Below are 18288 nucleotides of genomic sequence, written 5' to 3'. Positions count from 1 at the left end.
GGCACTCCTTAGGCTAGCGAGTTTACGGGGGTATGTGCGATATCGAGTTCTTCTGGGCGGGGGAATTGGGTGCCTTGTTTGGATGCAGCCGCAGTTCCGTAGGCCACCGACTGTGCGAGGCTATCGGCCGGTGATTTACCTTCGGTGCGGCCGAGGAGGTATCCGGCGAGCGCGGCGTCACCGGCGCCTACGGTGGATTTCACCGTTGCTGGCGGGGGAGTTGCAGCCCAAGCGCCGTCCGCGGTAACCAGCACCGCGCCGGCACCGCCAAGAGTGACGAGTACTTCTGCGATGCCCTGCTTGACGACGTCCCGGGCCGCCCGAACAACCCCCGAGTACTCGCCGCGTGCGGCCTGGTCTTCCAGTTCGCGGCCATCGGTTCCGGTGAGCTGGCCGAGCTCTAATCCATTGGGCTTAATGAGATCCGGCGCAGCAGAATTGAGGCTTTCGCCAATGGCCTGCATTGGGGCATCTGACGTATCGACGGCAATGCGAGCCTGTGGTGCGGCCGCGCGGACCGCGGAGATGAGATCGCAATACCAATCGGTGTTAACGCCACGCGGCAGGGAGCCGGCTAGTACCACCCAGTCGGAGGCAAGGGCGCGGGCGGTGAGCTCGGAGGTAATGGCGTGGGAGTCGACGTCGGAAAGCACAGGGCCTGGACCGTTGACCTTGGTGGTAGTGCCATCAGGCTCCGTGATGGTGGTGTTGACGCGAATTGTGCCATCCATGTGGATTGCAGAGGAAGGCAGCCCGGCCGAGTGGATGAGAGTTAGGAAAGAATCGGAGTCGTGGGCCGGGAAAAGAGCCAAGGATTGCTCGCCGGCCAAGTGCACGGCATGGGTGACGTTTACGCCCTTGCCGCCAGCAACCTGTGTGACCTCGCTGGCGCGGTGGACATCACCGGAGGTCAATGGCTCGCTGAGCACAAGGGTGGCGTCGATACTGGGATTGGGGGTCAGCGTGAGAATCAAGTTGTCCCTTTCGCAGGTTGTATATTGGGGCCGAACGCCGTTGGAGAGAACCTCGCGGGCATGGCCCGCCCTTAAATGTTGATTCTTGTCCGATTATGTCCGAAAGTCAACAGAATTTCTGTGGTATACATTGCTTTTCTATCCGATTTGTGGTGTTCTGGAAGTTAATAAACCGCTATCTTCGAAGGAAGTACGCTCATGGAAAACGCGTCTGAGTCCACAATCAAAGGAACCGGTGTCGTTGCAGGAGTCGCCTACGCCGAAGCCGTGTGGGTCCGCCCTCGCCCGGCCCTGCCTACCGACGGAAGCATTGACCCAGAGCAAGCGAGCGATTCTGAATACGACCGCTTCCTTGCGGCCGTAGATACTGTTGCTGGCCGCTTGGAGCAGCGAGCTGCTGCCGCGGAAGGTCAGGCTGCGGAAGTTCTGACCGCAACGGCCGGCATGGTCAAGGACCGTGGTTGGCATAAGGCGGTGCGCAAGAATATCCGCACCGGCCGGGATGCGGAATTCGCCACTGTCGGTGCCACCGATAAGTTTGTCACCATGTTCGAGGCCGCTGGCGGCGTGATGGCAGAGCGCACCACTGACTTGAAGGACGTGCGCGACCGCGTAATCGCAGAGCTGCGCGGCGAGGACGAGCCGGGCCTGCCGCTCGTAGACAGCGAGGCTGTGCTGTTCGCGGACGATTTGGCCCCGGCCGATACCGCGACGCTGGATACCAAGCACATCAAGGCCCTTGTCACCGAGCTTGGTGGACCTACCAGCCATACGGCCATTATCGCCCGTCAGTTGGATATTCCGTGCATCGTTGCTGTAGGCGCCGCGCTTAGCGATATTGAAAGCGGCACGTTGGTATTCGTCGATGGTGCAGTGGGCGCCGTCACCCTTGGGGCCGATGAAGAGGCTTCCACAAAGGCAGTGGCCGAGTACCGCGAGCGTGCGGCACGCGTTGCCCAATGGCGCGGCCCGGCTGAAACCAAGGACGGTCACCGTGTGCAGCTGCTTGCCAACGTCGCTGATGGCAACGCCGCCCGCATTGCTTCGGATTCGCAGGCAGAGGGTATCGGCCTCTACCGCACGGAACTATCGTTCCTCTCGGCCAGTGAAGAGCCCAGCGTTGATGAGCAGGCAAAGATTTACGGCAAGGTCTTTAATGCCTTTCCTGAATCAAAGGTTGTCGTACGTACGCTGGATGCTGGATCCGATAAGCCTATCTCTTATGCCACGCTAAGCTCCGAGGAAAACCCAGCATTGGGTGTTCGTGGCCTGCGTATAGCACGCGATAATGAGGCTCTGCTGACCCGCCAGCTGGATGGGATTGCGCAGGCGGCTAAGGCTCGCGATGACAAAGCATCTACTTGGGTGATGGCTCCTATGGTTGCCACCTCTACCGAGGCCCAGTGGTTTGCTAGCCTGTGCCGTGAACGCGGCCTGACTGCCGGCGCCATGATCGAGGTTCCGGCCGCAGCGCTTATGGCGGATAAAATCATGCCGCACCTTGATTTCGTGTCCATCGGCACCAATGACCTGACTCAGTACACTATGGCTGCAGATCGCCTGTCGCCACAGCTGGCCTACCTGACCGACCCGTGGCAGCCGGCTGTGCTGCGGCTCATTCAGCACACCTGCATCGTGGGCCAAGCCAATAACGTCGCGGTAGGCGTGTGCGGTGAGGCAGCAGCCGACCCGATGTTGGCCTGCGTGCTTACCGGCTTGGGCGTAAATTCGCTATCCGCAGCGTCGACGGCGGTAGCAGGCGTCGGCGCGCAGCTGGCAGAAGTTACCTTGGAACAGTGCCAACAGCTTGCCGAGGTGGCACTGGATGCGGAAAGCCCTGACGCTGCCCGTACCGCAGTGGTAGAACGCATGGAGTCCTTCGCCTAAAGTAGGCGAAGGATCGGGGGATTATTCGCTGGCGAGCACGACCTCAATTTCGCGCTCGCGCAACGCTTCCACGAAAGAATCGGGGGCAGCGGCGTCCGTAATGACGACGTCGATATCGGCGGCAGACGCAAAACTTACCAAATAGTCATTGCCCAGCTTGCTGGAGTCACACATGACCACTACCTTGTGGGCATTGGTGACAAAGGCGGACTTGATGGCTGCCTCTTGGGAGTCGGCCGTCGACAAGCCATGGTCCAGGGTTAGGGCATTGGTGCCGATAAAGGCGACGTCGGCACGCATTAAAGCTATGGTGCGCAGCGCGGTATCGCCAACGACGGCTTGAGTAATCGCGCGGACCGTACCGCCAAGTAGCTGGACGTCAGGCACGCCATTGCCCGCTAGCGACAGGGCGATGGGCAGGCTATTGGAGACAATATTAAACTGCGCCTGAGGGTATTGCTGTCCAATGAGCTCCGCGAACGCGTTAATGGTGGTGCCTGCGTCCAAGAAAATGCTGCCGCCGCCCTGGGGGAGAAAATCTAGGGCCGCGCGGGCGATAGCCGCTTTTGCGCCGGAGGCGGACCGCTGGCGGGTATCCAGGGTAAGCTCCGCGGTCTGGAAGGATTGGGAGGCTACTGCGCCGCCATGCACGCGATGGACGATGCCCTCACGGTCAAGCACCGCAAGGTCGCGGCGAATGGTCTCGGCCGTAACTTCGAAGCGTTCTGAGAGCTCAGTGACGTTGACACGGCCTTCAACGGCGGTGAGCGAAGCGATTTGGCGACGCCGCTCTTCTGCGTACATGATTCCTCCTTGAATCTAGAGACATCGCGTCATGGCGTGGGGGTAAAAGTTGCCACTTTATGCGGAAGTGAAGATCCGGCGATGTTGTTTTGCTTAGTCCATTGTCTCAAAAATCGGGAATAAACGGACTAAAGCAAAAATTTGCACAGCTGCATTGTGGGCCGAACACTCTGAAATGCCTGGTTAGAAGGAAAAGTGGGAAAGTGGGATTTTCGTCTCTTTTGGTGTCCGGGTCCGAATTGGAGCAAAAATGGGGGTAGCAGCAAACGGGCCGCGTCAACGAAGGGTGAACATAGATAGACCCCGCGAGGCCACGCTCGGCCCTTGCGGGGTTATAGAATCTGCGTCGGGTGAGTGCTTAAAGCTTACGGAATACCGATACAACCTTGCCCATGATTTCCGCATCATCGCCGTTGATGGGAGCGTAGGCCTCATTGTGGGGAAGCAGCCACACGCCGGAGGAATCGCGGTGGAACTCCTTGACGGTAGCTTCAGATCCTTCGAGCAGGGCGGCCACGAACTCGCCTTCCTCTGCAACTGACTGGGAACGAATAATTACCCAGTCGCCGTCAAGGATTCCGGCATCCTGCATCGAGTCGCCGACTACTTGCAGCATATAAAGGTCGCCGCCGCCGACCACCTCGTCAGGCATTGGGAAGTATGTGTCGACGTTTTCCTCTGCGGTAATGGGTGCTCCCGCAGCGATACGGCCGACCACAGGAATATAGGAAACAGCACCTGCATCCTCGGGAACTTGCTGCTCAGGCTTAGCCGGCTTGCGGCCGGGCTTTTTGGCGCCATCATCCGTATTAAGGTGACGAACATCTACGGCACGCGGCTTATTAGGGTCTCGGCGCAAAAACCCTTTCTCTTCCAATTGTTTTAGCTGATAGGCGACCGATGATGTGGACTGTAGACCCGCTGCGTCACCAATTTCGCGAATGCTTGGTGGGTAACCACGCAACATAACGGCGTCACTAATGACATTGAGAATGCGTCGCTGGCGGTCAGATAGGGAGGCGTAATCGGTCTTCTCGGTGGTCTTCTTTGGCTTACGGCCCATTGCTGGCTCCTCGGAGGGGATTGGGTGGGTTTATAGGTGGTCTGTTAGCTGGCGGCGCTGAAAAGTTGCCACACGTCATTTGTAGCACGAAAAGTACAGATGTTCGAGATTTACGCGTTGGGGTGGACAAGTATTCGAGGCAATGCTATAAATCGAACGTACCAACTAAATCGAACATTATGGCGACTGGACATCATGACGTGTCGCATGAGGGGCCTACGGTGGGTTCAGTCGTCGAAAGGAAAGTTATGTCTCTGCTGCTCAATTCTCGCAATAACCTGGTAACTCGCAACGCTATCGAACCTGTAGTGGTGCCTTCTGCATCCGTATGGGATGTGGAGCGTGGCTACGGTTCTGCGGTCTGCGGTTCCGCAAACTCTTGGTATGTTCGAACTCTACGTGTGGAAGATTGCACGACCTATCGTTCGAACCGTACGTCGACCGGAGACTCTGGGGACAGATCGAATAGGGGTCGAAGCAGCGTAGGTGAGTCGAACACAGGTAACTACGCATTGGGCGCAGTGTTTGGTGTAGCGGTCTTTGTGGGCACTTTGTTAGGCGGACTAGCTAGCACTGAAGGAAACAGTGCACCGCAACCGCCGGCCTCTAATGTGCATCAAGTAGAGGCTGCAGTAACACGCTAGGGGGAACGGGGGCGAAGCCCGGTGGTCGAGCGGAATTGAAGGTGAGTAAACTACTGGCATAACAACGTCAGTGAAAGGACCACTGTGTATTGCCCCTTTTGTCACAATGAGCAATCCCGCGTCATCGACTCGCGTGTGGTCGATGCTGGAGCGTCGATTCGTCGCCGGCGCGAGTGTGCTTCGTGCAAGGGGCGCTTTACCACGGTTGAGAAAGCCGTGTTGCTTGTGGTGAAGAGAAACGGTCTGGCCGAGCCCTTCAGCAGAGATAAATTGATTCGCGGCGTGCGCCGTGCCTGTCAGGGGCGAGATGTAAGCGACGATGCCCTGAAGAAGCTGGCGCAAGAAGTAGAGGAGACCGTGCGCAGTCATGGCTCCTCGCAGGTCAACGCGAACGAGATTGGCCTGGCCATCCTGGAACCACTGCGGGACCTTGATGAAGTGGCCTATTTGCGCTTTGCCTCTGTATATAAGTCCTTTGAAAGCGCAGATGACTTTGAATCCGAGATTCGACTGATGCGAAGGCGCGATCGCGAGGACTTTTAACGCAGTTTGTCCACCGCCTTTTGGATACGGCGGAGTGAAACGGCGTGGGCTGTGCCAAGACGCTGAGCGAAAAGAGAAACTCGAAGTTCTTCGATCATCCAGTGCACGTCCTTGACCTCGCGGGTCTTTTCACGGCCGGCCGGGAGGCTGCGAAGGCGGTTGGATAGGTAGGCCTTGGCGTTATCTACCTCGGCTTGGCGGTCCGCATCGCGGTCCGGGTCAAGGTTCATGTCCTCTAGACGAATTCGCATGGCTTGGATATATCGCGGTAGATGACGCAGATGGGACATTCCGTGGACAGTGATGGCGTTTCGGGGTAGGAGGAAGTCCAGTTGTGCGCGCATGTCATCGATCGCTGGACCGTCCCAATGAGCGAGTTCCGCTCGCAGGTTGGAGTACTCGGCGAGTCCTGGGGCAATAGCTACTACTGCCTGGCGTACGCGGCCTGGGACTTGGGGCTTGACGGTGTCTTTAAGCTTCTGGAACGCTGCGGGGGTGCGGACGGGTCCGCCGGCTTCCATCATCAGGTCGCGGATCGCGGCGACGCGGGCGTCGTTGACAAGGCCGTCGGCGCCGCCGTGCGGATAGGAATCGACGGCGACGCGCTGTTGCAATGGCAGGCCCTTGACCATTTGGGAGGCGTTGACGGATATCTCACGCATGAGGAGCGTAAGTGTGGTCGTGACCATGGCGGCATCTGCGGCGGCCTTGGTGGGATGGACCTTGAGTTCGACGCCGTCCTTGGTAGCGACCAGGGCAGGGTAGGCGGTGACCTCGTGGCCGTCGACGGTGGTCTTGACCGTGTCATCGATGGTTCCGAGGGTGTCGTCGGTCCATTCGCTGACGGCGGTGGACTCGGAGGTGCGCGAGACGCGAGATACGGAGGACTTGATGTGTCCGGCCTGACGTCTGACGAGCGCCGCGAGGTCGCGGTCGGAGTCGACGATTTTGCCGCGCTTATCGATGGCCCCGTAATTCATCCGCAGGTGGGCGGGTAGCTTGCTGGCCTGGAAGTCGGTGGCGTTGATTCCTTGACCACCGAGTTCGCGGAGGACGTCGGCAAGCTGCTGGGTGATGGGTCCTTCATAAGGGATGAGGCGGTCGCTGGCGCGCTCGGCAAACTCGGGCGCGGGTACGACGGTGCGGCGCAGGGCCTTGGGCAGGCTCCGGATAAGCTCGGTGACGAGCTCTAGGCGCAGACCCGGAACGAGCCAATCGAAGCCTTCGGTATCCAAGCCGGCGAGCATAGGAATGGGAACCATTACGGTGACGCCGTCGAGAGGATCGCCGGGCTCGAACTTGTAGGTCAGTTCGTAATCGATAGAACCTTTGCGCCAGTGGTCGGGGAAGGATTCCTCGGTGACCTCATGGGAGTCATCGATGAGCTTAGTGGGATCGAAATCCAGCAGATCCGGGGTGCGGCGGCGCTCCTTTTTCCACCACGAGTCAAAGCGGCGGCCGGTGGTTACCTTGGCCGGAATGCGCTGGTCATAGAAATCGAAAAGCGTGTCTTCGTCCACGATGAGTCCGCGGCGGCGGGCCTTTTCTTCGTATGCGGCGGCGTCGTCAAGCGCTTGGGCGTTGGCCTTGAAGAAGGCGTGGTGGGTGTTCCAGTCGCCGGCGATAAGGGCATTGCGGATGAACATATCGCGGGCAGCGGAGGGATCGACGCGGTGGTAGGGCACGGTGCGGTCCGCCACGATGGGCACGCCGTAGAGCGTGGATTTTTGGTGCGCGATGGCGGCGGCGCGCTTGCGAGACCAGGTGGGCTCGGAGTAGTTGTGCTTGAGCAGGTCTGCACCGAGCTTTTCCACCCAGGCGGGATCGATGGCGGCGACATCGCGCGCCCAGAGGCGGGAAGTTTCTACCAGCTCGGCAGCCATGAGGAATTCGGGAGGCTTTTTAGCCAGGGCGGAGCCGGGGAATACCAGGAAGCGGGTGTTGCGCGCGCCCTGGAACTCCTTGGAATTGCCATCGCGGGCGCCGATATTGGATAGCAGGCCCGAAAGGAGGGACATGTGTATGTCATCGGAGCGGCGCTCGGTGCCTTCCTGGTAGGTCCAACCCAGCTGCTTGGTGACGTCCTTGAGCTGGCGCACCAGGTCGAACCACTCGCGAATGCGCATGTAGTGGAGGAACTCCTGTTTCATGCGCTTGCGGAATTTATTGCCGGATTGCTCGTTGCGGGTTTGCTTGATGTAATCCCATAGTTTGAGCATGGACAAGAAATCCGAGGTCTTGTCCTTGAAGCGGGCGTGGGCTTGGTCGGCCTGGGCTTGGAAGTCGAGGGGGCGTTCGCGCACATCCTGGATGGTCATGGCGGCAACGATGACCATGACATCATCGAGGCATCCGTTGGTATTGGCTTCAATGAGCATGCGTGCCATGCGCGGATCCAGTGGGATGCGGGCGAGATCGCGGCCGACGGTGGTGAGCGAGGGCTTGTCCTGCTTGTCATGGAGGGCGCCGAGCTCGTGGAGGAGTGTGAGACCATCGCGGATGGCCTTGTGTTCGGGAGGTTGGATGAAGGGGAATTGTTCGATATCACCGAGCTTGAGCGAAACCATTTGAAGGATGACACTCGCGAGGTTGGTGCGCAGGATTTCTGGGTCGGTGAACTCGGGACGGCTTTCAAAATCCTGTTCGCTGTAGAGGCGGATGGCGATGCCGTCCGCGACGCGGCCGCAACGGCCGGAGCGCTGGTTGGCGGAGGCCTGCGAGATGGGCTCGATGGGCAACCGCTGGACCTTGGTGCGCGTGGAATACCGCGAGATGCGGGCGGTGCCGGTATCGACGACATAGCGGATGCCGGGCACGGTAAGCGAGGTTTCGGCGATATTGGTGGCCAAGACGATGCGGCGGCCGCGGTGCTCGCTAAACACGCGGTGCTGCTCTTGGTTAGATAGGCGGCCAAAGAGGGGAGTGACCTCGACATTTTTCCACTTTTTGCCTTCGATGGCCTCCATGGCATCGCGGATATCTCGCTCGCTAGGGAAGAAACACAGGATATCGCCGTCGCCTTCGCGCATGAGCTCTTCGATGGCCTCGGTCAAGCCGTCGAGCGGGTCTTGGTCCACGACTTTTCCGCCGGCCTCGAATTCGAGTGGCCGGTAGCGGATTTCTACGGGGTAGGTGCGTCCGGAGACCTCGATAATGGGGGCGGGGTTGCCGTCGGCGTCGGCAAAGTGGGCGGCGAAGCTTTCTGGGTCGATGGTAGCGGAGGTGATGATCACCTTGAGGTCGGGACGCTTGGGCAATAGGCGCTTCAAGTAGCCCAAGAGGAAGTCGATATTGAGCGAGCGTTCGTGGGCCTCATCGATGATGATGGTGTCGTACTTATTGAGGAAGCGGTCGCGTTGCATCTCGGCGAGCAGAATGCCGTCGGTCATAAGCTTGACGGCGGTGGTCTCAGAGACGCGGTCATCGAAGCGGATGGCGTAGCCAACGGACTCGCCGATTTTCTGGTCCAATTCCGAGGCGATGCGTTCGGCCACGGTGCGCGCTGCAATACGGCGCGGCTGGGTATGACCGATGAACCCGCGGCGGCCGCGACCTAGCTCGAGGCAGATCTTTGGGATTTGAGTGGTCTTACCAGAACCGGTCTCACCGGCGATGATGACTACCTGGTTGTCCCGAATTGCCTCGGCGATATCGTCCTTGCGGGCGGTGACAGGGAGGGCGTCGGGGTAGGAGATGGTGGGAACGGCGGCGTCGGTAAGTGCGACGCGCTCGGCCGCGGCCTGGATCTCAGCGCCGATTTCTTGCAGAGCTTTAGGCGCACGGGCCTTCTTGAGGCGGCGGCGGAAGGAGCGGGCCTCGGCCAAAGTGACATTTTCGAGTGCGGCGAAGAGCTCGTCGCGAGAAGGGGATTCGTTCTTAGTCATGACTAGGCAACGAGTTTACCCGTCCACCTGAAATGAGGAAAAAGTTGTTAAAGTTAAAATACTTATCCATTTTTCTATGTGCATTCCTGAAGGAGGAGCACCGCCTATGACGAACCCGTATTCGGGTGGAAATGACGATTTTCCTCGCTATGAGCCGACCAACCATCCTGAGGATCGGCCGGACTACGGCCAGCTTCCGTCTTATGGCGGCGCCCACGAGGGCAACGCCCAAGGCTATGCCGGCTACCATGCGGGCCAGCCTCAACACACCGGAAGGGTTTCGGCCATAGATGCCGTTTCTTGGGCCTTTCGGGCGGTCTTTAGCAACTGGAAGCTATGGATTTTGGGAACGTTGCTTGCTGGCGTTCTCGGCGTAGTCTTTTTCGCCATTTCCGGCGGAGTGGGCGCTGCGACGGCGAGTGTCGATGGTGATATCTCTGCTAGTTCCACGATCATGCAAATCATTTCCTGGGTGATTGGCATCGTGCTAACTCTAATGCTTATGCGCCTGGCGCTTTTCCAGATTGATGATTCTCGCACCGGGTGGGGCTACCTGTTTAAGAATGTGCGCTGGTGGCAGCCACTGGTCATCATGGTCGTCATCGGCGTTGTGGCGGGACTGATTTCCTTCGTCGCTCTGCGAGGTTCTGCGGCGGGGCTAGTCGGCAATGCCGAGCAGCTTTCCGATGAAGAAGCGTTCACCGCCGTCATGGGCATGCTCGGTGTCTTGGCCGTGATTTCGCTGATTAGCTTCTTTGTGCAGCCGCTGTTCTCCCTGATGCAGTGGTTCGCGGCCGACGGCGATAGCGTCGGTGACGCCGTGAAAAAGGGCTTTCAGGCAGGTAAGAACAATTACGGTCAGCTGCTACTGCTTTCCATTTTGAACTTTTTCATCGTTGTTGCAGGCTTCTTGCTTTTGGGTATCGGCCTTATCGTGGCGTATCCGGTTACGCTCTTGGCACAGGCACATATGTACCGCCAGTGCGCGGGCCGCAATATCTTCCCACAGGCGTAGCGCACCATAGCTAAAGGCCACCGTTCCAGTTAGGGGCGGTGGCCTTTGGCGTGCTTGGCGACGCCCCGTGGGGCTTGCCGTGAGCGATTACTGCCGGGAGCGCTCAATCGCCTTGTTATAGGCGGCGGTGATGAGCGTGCCGAATTCGCGGAACTCCTCGGCGCGAGCTGCGGAGGAACGGAACACGAGACCCACCTCGCGTTCAGCGGTGACATCGGAGGCAAAGTGGGCGATGGCGACGTCCTTGCCATGGCATTCGGTGGCGAGGGCGGATTCGGGGACGAGGGTGCAGCCCAGGCCGCCCCTGACCAGCTGCATGATGGTGGTCAGGGAGGAAGCACGGGTGACGGAATTGGTGGCCTCGGCCGGGTTGATATTGGCATGGCGGCAAAGGTCGACTACTTGGTCGCGCAAGCAGTGGCCGTCGTCGAGCAGCAGCAAATCTAGGTCCTTGAGTTCCGCAAGCTCGACATCCTCCCGGCCAGCGATGGGGTGATCGGGCGGGCAGACAATGGAGAATTGCTCCGTGTAAAGCGGGCTATCGACCATGCCGGTGGCCTCGGATGGAAGGGCCATGATAGCAAGGTCCAAGTTACCGTTGCGCAGGCGGGTAATGAGGTGTTGGGTTTGCTCCTCGACGAAGCGCGGCTCGAGATCCGGGTAAGCCTCCGCAAGCATGGAGAGCAGATCGGGGAGGATGTAGGGAGCAATGGTGGGGATAACGCCGATGGTCAGTGGACCGGCAAGGGTGCCGTTGGCGCCGCGAGCGTGGGCGAGGAAGGTATCTGCTGCTTCAAGCGTTGCCTTGGCGTAGGGGAGGAGGGTCTCACCGGCCGAGGTGACGATGACCTTGCGGGTGGAGCGCTCGATAAGCTGCAAGCCCAATCCCTGTTCGAGGGCAACGAGGCCCTGGGAGAGGGAGGGCTGGGAAATCTCGAGTTTGGCGGCCGCGGTACCAAAGTGCTTGTTTTCTGCAACGGTGACGAAGGTACGCAGCTGAGCAAGTGTAGGGCGGTACTCTTTATTATGCATGCCTATTACTCTAACACTTACCTATAGGATTTGCTATTGACGCGAGCGGAAAAGATGGTATAACTGATCGTGTTGGGCCGGATGCGGTCCGGCCCCGCTGCTTGTACGGCAAGCGGCAGGAAACTTAGAGGAAAAGCCCTTGCTAAAGGAGTTGAAGACTATGCCTATTTTGACCGTCGGCGAAAAGTTCCCAGAGTTCAACCTCACCGCCCTGACCGGTGGCGACCTGCACGATGTCAACGCTAACCAGCCGGAGGACTACTTCGAGCAGGTATCCCTGGACAAGTACGAGGGCAAGTGGAAGGTGGTCTTTTTCTACCCGAAGGACTTCACCTTCGTCTGCCCGACCGAGATCGCTGCCTTTGGCAAGCTGGACGAGGAGTTCCAGGACCGCGATACCCAGATCCTTGGCGGCTCCACCGATAACGAGTTCGCTCACTTCAACTGGCGCGCAACTCACCCAGAGCTGAAGGAAGTTCCTTTCCCGATGTTCTCTGACGTGCGCCACGACCTCATCCGTGCACTGGGTGTAGAAAACGCTGATGGCGTTGCTGACCGTGCTACCTTCATCATCGACCCGGATGGCGTTATCCAGTTCGTCTCCGTTACCCCGGATGCTGTTGGCCGTAACGTAGACGAGGTTCTGCGTGTGCTCGACGCCCTGCAGTCCGAAGAGGTTTGCGCTTGCAACTGGGAGAAGAACGACCCAACCAAGAACATCAACAAGATGGACGTCGTTCAGTCCGCACTCTAAATCTCACTGAGATGCAGGTTCACCCCGCTTTCGTGGCGGGGTTTCCTTTTAAATCCAGCACAGCAAATTCCTATCAAAACCTCAAAGGAGAAAAGCAATGTCTATTGATAATCTGAAGTCCTCCCTGCCGGAGTACGCCAAGGACCAGAAGCTCAACTTAGGCACCCTGACCCGTTCCAAGGACCTGGACGAGGAGCAGCTCTGGGGCTGCCTGCTGGCATCGGCTGCCGCAACCCGCAATGACACCGTGCTGTCTGAGATTGCGGAGGAAGCAAAGGAACACCTGTCTGAGGAAGCTATCGAGGCAGCCTACGGCGCAGCCACCGTTATGGCTATGAACAATGTTGCCTACCGCGCCAAGGGCTGGTTGGGCGATGACTACGCACAGGTTAAGTTCGGCCTGCGCATGAACATCATCTCCAAGCCAGGCGTGGACAAGGCCAACTTCGAGCTGTGGAATACCGCAGTCTCCGCCATCAATGGCTGCGAGCACTGCCTGGGTGCTCACGCTCACGAGCTCAACGAGGCTGGTCTGAGCAAGGAGCAGGTCTGGGAGGCCGTCAAGGTTGCGGCCGTTGTCCAGGCTGTGGCACAGGCTGTCCAGATTGAGGCCGCACGCTAAAATAGCCGGCTTTAAGCCGCCCTCGCGCTTGCCGACGTCCCTCTTATTCTGGGGCGTGGCAGCCAGGGCGGCTTTGTCGTTTTCGCAGGCTAGTACTCCACGCGCAGGTCTGCTAGGCGGACTTCGCCGGCCTCATCGGAGGCATCGAGATCTACCGTAGCGACGAACTGGTAGGCGTGATCGCCGTCTGGGTCCTTGATGATCTGGCGCACGGACCACGCACGCGAGTCAGTATCGCCTAGGCGGAAAAACTCCGGGCCGCGGGCCTCGGGGCCGGAATCGATGTCATCATACTCATCGAAGTAATCATCTAGGATAGCGCCGAAGTCCGGCACCTCGTCCAAGTAGTCAAGCAGCTCCGCTAAGCGCTCTTCCTTTTCCAAAGCAAAGAGCTGCACCAAGCGGAACATGTAATTGCGCACCATGATGGTAAAGGCGCGGCGATTGGCCGTGAGCGCGGTGGGGTCCTCCACGCCAAAGGCCAGCTCGCGGTCCACCGTGTCTTGGTCGATGGGGGAGTCTTCGCCGGCCATTTGCGCCCATTCGTCGACAAGCGAGGAATCCACCTGGCGAATAAGCTCACCTAGCCAGACAACGATATCTTCGAGCTCTGGAGTGTTGTACTCGTCCGGAATGGATTGCTTAAGAGTGCGCCAGGCGTCGGTCAGGTAGCGCAAAATCACGCCCTCGGAGCGAGCCAAGCCGTAGGTTGCGACCAGATCCGAGAAGGTCATCGCGTTCTCGAGCATGTCGCGCACCACGGACTTGGGTCGCAGCTCAAACTCCTTGACCCACGCATTGGTCTCGGCGAAAGTATCGTAGGCCTGCTCCAATAGCTCCTCGAGCGGCTTCGGCCAAGTGATATCCTCCACGATATTCATGCGGTCGGTGTAGTCCACCCCGTCCGCCTTCAGCGCGGCGATCTCTTCGCCGCGGCGCTGCTTCTGCTGGGCAATGAGCACCTGGCGCGGGTCATCTAGGATGGCCTCGAATACGGAAATAACGTCCAGGTTATAGGTTTCTGCTTCCGGATCTAGCAGTGAGAGCGCCGCTAAGGCGAATGGGCCCAGCGGTTGATTGAGCGCAAAGTCACGCGGCAGCTCTCGCACCAAATGGTAGGGGCGGCCGTAGATATCCAAACCCTTGGTGGACTTTTGCACCACGCCGGAATCCACTAGCCCGCGGAAGAGATCGAGTGCGGTGAGGATGTCCTTATTCTGCTTGCTGCGGTTATCGTGGTTGTCTCGCAGCAGGTGGCGCATGTGGTCATAGCCATTGCCGTGGCGCGCCAAGACGTTGAGCAGCATGGAATTAGAAACGCGAAACTGAGAGGTCAGCTGTTCCGGTTCCGCCTCAGTAAGGCGCGCGAAAGTCTTCTCGGACCAGGACACCTCGCCTTCTCGGGCGGACTTTTTCTTGAGCTTCTTCAAGCGTTTGGGGTCGTCGCCGATGCGGCGGCGTTCCTTGGCATTTTCGATCTCGTGCTCGGGGGCCTCGACCACTACAGTGCCCTCGGTGTCATAGCCGGCGCGGCCGGCCCTGCCGGCAATCTGGTGGAATTCGCGCGATTTGAGGATGCGTTGGCGCTGGCCGTCGAACTTGGCAAGCCCAGTCATCAGCACGGTGCGGATGGGAACGTTAATGCCCACACCCAGGGTATCGGTACCGCAAATGACCTTGAGCAGGCCCTTTTGTGCCAGGCGCTCTACCAATCGGCGGTATTTGGGCAGCATGCCCGCGTGGTGGATGCCGATGCCCTTGCGCAGCAGCTTGGATAGATCCTTGCCAAAGGCGGTGGTGAAGCGGAACCCACCGATTTCCTGGGTAATCGCTTCCTTTTCTTCCTTAGTGATAATCCCCGAAAGTGAGGTCAACGCCTGCGCGCGCTCGGCCGCTTCACGCTGCGAGAAGTGCACCACGTAGATGGGTGCCTTCTTATCGGCCAAGAGCTCCTCGATGGTCTCGTGCACCGCGCTAAAGACATAGGAAAAGTCCAGTGGCACGGGCCGCGTGGTGCCGGCGACGAGGTTGGTGGCGCGGCCGGTGCGGCGGGTGAGATCCTCTTCTAGCCACTGAGTATCGCCCAGAGTGGCGGACATGAGCAGGAACTGCGCCTTGGACAACTCCAGCAGCGGCACCTGCCATGCCCATCCGCGGTCCGGTTCGGAGTAGTAGTGGAACTCGTCCATCACTACCTGGTCGATATTGGCCTCGGCGCCATCGCGCAGCGCAATATTGGCCACAATCTCGGCGGTGGCGGCGATGATGGGGGCATTGCCATTAACGGTGGCGTCGCCAGTCATCATGCCCACATTCTCGGCGCCGAAGATATCGCACAGGGCAAAGAACTTCTCGCTCACAAGGGCCTTGATCGGTGCGGTATAGAAACTGCGCTGGCCACGAGCTAGGGCAATGAAGTGCGCAGCATTAGCCACCATGGACTTTCCCGAGCCCGTAGGGGTAGCGAGGATAACATTATCGCCGGCCAAAATACCGAGCGAGGCTTCTTCCTGAGCTGGGTACAAATTGATACCCCGGCCGGTGGTCCACGAGGTAAAGGTATCCCAAATTGCCTCGTCTACGAGGGGCTCGGGTACTTCCGTTAAATCTGGCAGCAGCTGAGATAAGTTCACCCCCACCACCTTAGCGGCGATGGGGGCGGGTTAGTTAGATATCGTCACCTAAGTCGCCCTCGCCCGAAGCAGAATCAGGGCCATCCTTCCCACCATCGGACTGCGGGCCTTCCTCCTCGGCGGAATCTTCGCGGTCATCGATCTCGGTATTGATGATCTGCTGGCTTTCTTCTTCATTCAAGGAAGCCAAGAATGCCTGGAATTCCTCGCTGATTTCCTCACCGGTAGGCATGGGCTCCTCGCCAGGCATGATCGCCTGCGGATGCTCCTTGCGGTAGCGCTCCATATAAGCGTCATACTGCTGCTCGAGTTGTTGGACTACGCCTTCAATCTCATCCGAGCCACCAACTTGTTCCTCCAGTTGGTTTTCCACGCGAGAAATGTCGGCCTCAATGCTGCCCAAAGGAATATTGAGGCGCGCCGCCCGGGCCACCGCATCCAACAACTGGTACGTGGCCTGCGGATAAGGCGAAGCGGCCAAGTAATGCGGCACGTGGACGGTATATCCAGCCACCGTGCGGTGCTTATCCGCCAGAGCCTTTTCCAGATACAGCGCAGCGGAGCCTGGCACCATCATGGTGGAATCCATCGAGAGCATGTGCTCGGTCAAGCGGGAGGAGGTGCCATGGGCCGTAACCACCGTAGGGCGGGTATGCGGCACCGGCATCGGCGCGGCATAGAGCATGATGGTGTCTTCAATATTGAACTTTTCCACCAGCTTCACCACGGCGGTAGTAAACGCCTCCCAGCGCATGTCTGGCTCAGGGCCAGACAGCAGTAGGAAGGTCTTGCCGGAATTATCGCGCAGGACCTTAATACCAAGATCCATAGACTCGATTTCCAGCGCCCGATCCTTATCAATCGTGATGGCTGGGCGGCGCGAGCGGTAATCAATCAGCTCATCAGAGTTAAACGATGCCAGCTGACGGCCTTCCAAAGCGGCCTTCAGATGGTCAGCACTTGCTTCAATGGCCTGGCCAGCGTCAGCATAGCCGTGCATGGCAACAATCATGGTGGGGCCTTGTCCGTCACCGGAATCATCCCTAATCACCGGAGCCGGATATTCCAGCTCATACATGCGGCGATCTTCTTCGTGCATGTTGTGTTACCTCCTTGCTTTCTCACCTACCCCAACGCCGCGTGCGTGCGTACTATTCCCGCGCGCACCGCGAGGTTAAATAAACAATTGTGCCCCAAACCGCTGCGCATTGCCAGCGCAATCCCGGGCGGGGTGTGGAAAGCCGCTTGCCGACGCCCCCTTCACCCCACCTATCCACAGATCCCCACCACCTAACCCTTGGTGGCCTATGCATAGTTGCGCGCGTGGTTGAAGCTGGGGCCATGGACATCACAACACCAACTCAGCCCATCCGTACGCCCGGCGATATCCTCGCCAATATTCCAGGAATCCTCGGATTCTTTCCCACCGAATCAGTCATCCTCATCTCCATCCAACCCAGCCAACGCGGATACAGCATCGGACCAGTAGCCCGCCTCGATCTGCACGATGTGCCTGGTGCCCTTCACGAAGTGATGGATGCGTTTCACTGCGGAAATCCCGAAATCATTTTCTGTTTCGTGCTCTCCCAGCGCGAGGAAGGAGAGCTCTGGGATATTCTGCAGTCTCTTTATCATTTCCAAGACCGGACAGGTATGGGCATCGATGCCTGCTGGCTGTCCGAAGAACTCTCCACCAATACCGCCTATGACCTCATCTTTGGCCACGCCACAGAAAGCGGCGAGGGCCCGCTGCAGAACTGGATGGAAGGAACCATACCCGCCATCTCGACGAGCCACACGATGCGCGCCTGCGTGAATAATGGCATGCTTCCGGAACTTAGCCGTCATGACTTGGTCCAGCGCTTTAAGGACCCGAACCCCTACTTTGGGGAAGAAGAGATTAGGGCCATGGAGCGATGCGCCGAAGAGATTGCCCGCCAATTGCGCGCCGGGCACGGGTATGGCACTACAGATCCAGTGCAGGTGGTCAAACACCTTATTGCCGATGCCCGCTATGTGCTCAGCGAGGTCGAATCGCTGGAGGAAACCCTAGAAAATGAAGAATTGTTGTGTGTGGCAGCCATGTGGATGTCTACCACCTGGACCCGCGACCTAGTCATTACGGAGCTCGTCTCCGCGCCGCAGGAAGCAGGTGACCTGTTATTGGCGGTAGCACGTACATTCCAGGGGTCTATTCGCTATAACGCTCTAGCTTTGTATGCTGCTAGCCAGGTGTCCCACGAATTCGGAATTTATGCCGGTCCGGCGCTTTCCGTAGTCGTAGAAGAGGCGCCCCATCACAATTTGGGGCGCCTCATAGCGCAGGGATATCGCAGCGGCATGGGAAAGCGGTTGGTCTCCAGCCTATGCCATGGTTGCGAGCTAGCCCGCGAGGCAGCGGGGCTCCGCGTCGACAGCCCCGCTTAACACGCG

The 18288-nt window shown here is 58.9% G+C and carries 13 protein-coding genes; 6 read left to right on the top strand and 7 right to left on the bottom strand.

Annotated features, from left to right (window positions below):
* Positions 1–8 precede the first annotated feature (8 nt).
* Complete coding sequence (locus tag QP971_RS06675; protein WP_284811145.1) at positions 9–974, bottom strand: 1-phosphofructokinase family hexose kinase; 966 nt, start codon at positions 972–974, stop codon at positions 9–11.
* 198 nt (positions 975–1172) lie between these two features.
* On the opposite strand from QP971_RS06675, the gene ptsP reads away from it, so the two are divergent.
* Positions 1173–2861 (top strand): phosphoenolpyruvate--protein phosphotransferase, encoded by a 1689-nt coding sequence (gene ptsP, locus QP971_RS06670; protein ID WP_284811144.1) that lies wholly within the window; start codon positions 1173–1175, stop codon positions 2859–2861.
* 21 nt (positions 2862–2882) lie between these two features.
* On the opposite strand, the gene QP971_RS06665 is transcribed toward ptsP, so the two are convergent.
* A complete protein-coding gene (locus QP971_RS06665) occupies positions 2883–3665 on the bottom strand; it encodes a transcriptional regulator SugR (RefSeq protein ID WP_049377410.1) in 783 nt (260 codons plus the stop codon).
* A gap of 358 nt (positions 3666–4023) precedes the next feature.
* Positions 4024–4728 (bottom strand): transcriptional repressor LexA, encoded by a 705-nt coding sequence (gene lexA / locus QP971_RS06660; RefSeq protein WP_150851050.1) that lies wholly within the window; start codon positions 4726–4728, stop codon positions 4024–4026.
* Between the two features lie 728 nt (positions 4729–5456).
* Here lexA and nrdR point away from each other — a divergent pair.
* Positions 5457–5915: a transcriptional regulator NrdR gene (gene nrdR / locus QP971_RS06655; protein WP_005328590.1), complete on the top strand. Its 459-nt coding sequence runs from the start codon at positions 5457–5459 to the stop codon at positions 5913–5915.
* On the opposite strand, the gene hrpA is transcribed toward nrdR, so the two are convergent.
* Entirely contained in the window at positions 5912–9799 is a 3888-nt protein-coding gene (hrpA, locus tag QP971_RS06650; RefSeq protein ID WP_284811143.1) for an ATP-dependent RNA helicase HrpA, read from the bottom strand. The two genes, nrdR and hrpA, sit on opposite strands and share 4 nt — an antisense overlap.
* 106 nt (positions 9800–9905) lie before the next feature.
* On the opposite strand from hrpA, the gene QP971_RS06645 reads away from it, so the two are divergent.
* Entirely contained in the window at positions 9906–10814 is a 909-nt protein-coding gene (locus QP971_RS06645; protein WP_284811142.1) for a hypothetical protein, read from the top strand.
* An 87-nt stretch (positions 10815–10901) separates the two neighbouring features.
* On the opposite strand, the gene QP971_RS06640 is transcribed toward QP971_RS06645, so the two are convergent.
* Entirely contained in the window at positions 10902–11846 is a 945-nt protein-coding gene (locus QP971_RS06640; RefSeq protein ID WP_049377406.1) for a hydrogen peroxide-inducible genes activator, read from the bottom strand.
* Between the two features lie 160 nt (positions 11847–12006).
* On the opposite strand from QP971_RS06640, the gene QP971_RS06635 reads away from it, so the two are divergent.
* Positions 12007–12600: a peroxiredoxin gene (locus QP971_RS06635; protein WP_023021385.1), complete on the top strand. Its 594-nt coding sequence runs from the start codon at positions 12007–12009 to the stop codon at positions 12598–12600.
* 97 nt (positions 12601–12697) lie between these two features.
* Positions 12698–13222, top strand: a complete 525-nt coding sequence (gene ahpD / locus QP971_RS06630; RefSeq protein ID WP_204608707.1) for an alkylhydroperoxidase, AhpD family — start codon at positions 12698–12700, stop codon at positions 13220–13222.
* Between the two features lie 89 nt (positions 13223–13311).
* On the opposite strand, the gene QP971_RS06625 is transcribed toward ahpD, so the two are convergent.
* Together QP971_RS06625 and QP971_RS06620 are read right to left on the bottom strand one after the other, a co-directional pair.
* Entirely contained in the window at positions 13312–15855 is a 2544-nt protein-coding gene (locus tag QP971_RS06625) for a DEAD/DEAH box helicase (RefSeq protein ID WP_284811141.1), read from the bottom strand.
* Between the two features lie 34 nt (positions 15856–15889).
* Entirely contained in the window at positions 15890–16954 is a 1065-nt protein-coding gene (locus QP971_RS06620; protein WP_284791055.1) for a PAC2 family protein, read from the bottom strand.
* A 242-nt stretch (positions 16955–17196) separates the two neighbouring features.
* Between QP971_RS06620 and QP971_RS06615 the strand changes: the two genes are divergently transcribed.
* Complete coding sequence (locus tag QP971_RS06615; protein WP_049377402.1) at positions 17197–18282, top strand: DUF4192 domain-containing protein; 1086 nt, start codon at positions 17197–17199, stop codon at positions 18280–18282.
* Positions 18283–18288: the final 6 nt, after the last annotated feature.

Source organism: Corynebacterium marquesiae, from assembly GCF_030229635.1.
In the GTDB taxonomy this organism is placed as follows: Bacteria; Actinomycetota; Actinomycetes; order Mycobacteriales; family Mycobacteriaceae; genus Corynebacterium; species Corynebacterium marquesiae.
Note: the sequence above shows the minus strand (reverse complement) of the source record. Positions and strands in the feature narration are given on the sequence as shown.

Coding starts and splice junctions, on each gene's coding strand:
- QP971_RS06665 (WP_049377410.1), bottom strand. CDS start 3,665: ATGTACGCAGAAGAGCGGCGTCGCCAAATCGCTTCGCTCACCGCCGTT.
- QP971_RS06620 (WP_284791055.1), bottom strand. CDS start 16,954: ATGCACGAAGAAGATCGCCGCATGTATGAGCTGGAATATCCGGCTCCG.
- ahpD (WP_204608707.1), top strand. CDS start 12,698: ATGTCTATTGATAATCTGAAGTCCTCCCTGCCGGAGTACGCCAAGGAC.
- QP971_RS06635 (WP_023021385.1), top strand. CDS start 12,007: ATGCCTATTTTGACCGTCGGCGAAAAGTTCCCAGAGTTCAACCTCACC.
- ptsP (WP_284811144.1), top strand. CDS start 1,173: ATGGAAAACGCGTCTGAGTCCACAATCAAAGGAACCGGTGTCGTTGCA.
- QP971_RS06640 (WP_049377406.1), bottom strand. CDS start 11,846: ATGCATAATAAAGAGTACCGCCCTACACTTGCTCAGCTGCGTACCTTC.
- hrpA (WP_284811143.1), bottom strand. CDS start 9,799: ATGACTAAGAACGAATCCCCTTCTCGCGACGAGCTCTTCGCCGCACTC.
- QP971_RS06645 (WP_284811142.1), top strand. CDS start 9,906: ATGACGAACCCGTATTCGGGTGGAAATGACGATTTTCCTCGCTATGAG.
- lexA (WP_150851050.1), bottom strand. CDS start 4,728: ATGGGCCGTAAGCCAAAGAAGACCACCGAGAAGACCGATTACGCCTCC.
- QP971_RS06615 (WP_049377402.1), top strand. CDS start 17,197: ATGGACATCACAACACCAACTCAGCCCATCCGTACGCCCGGCGATATC.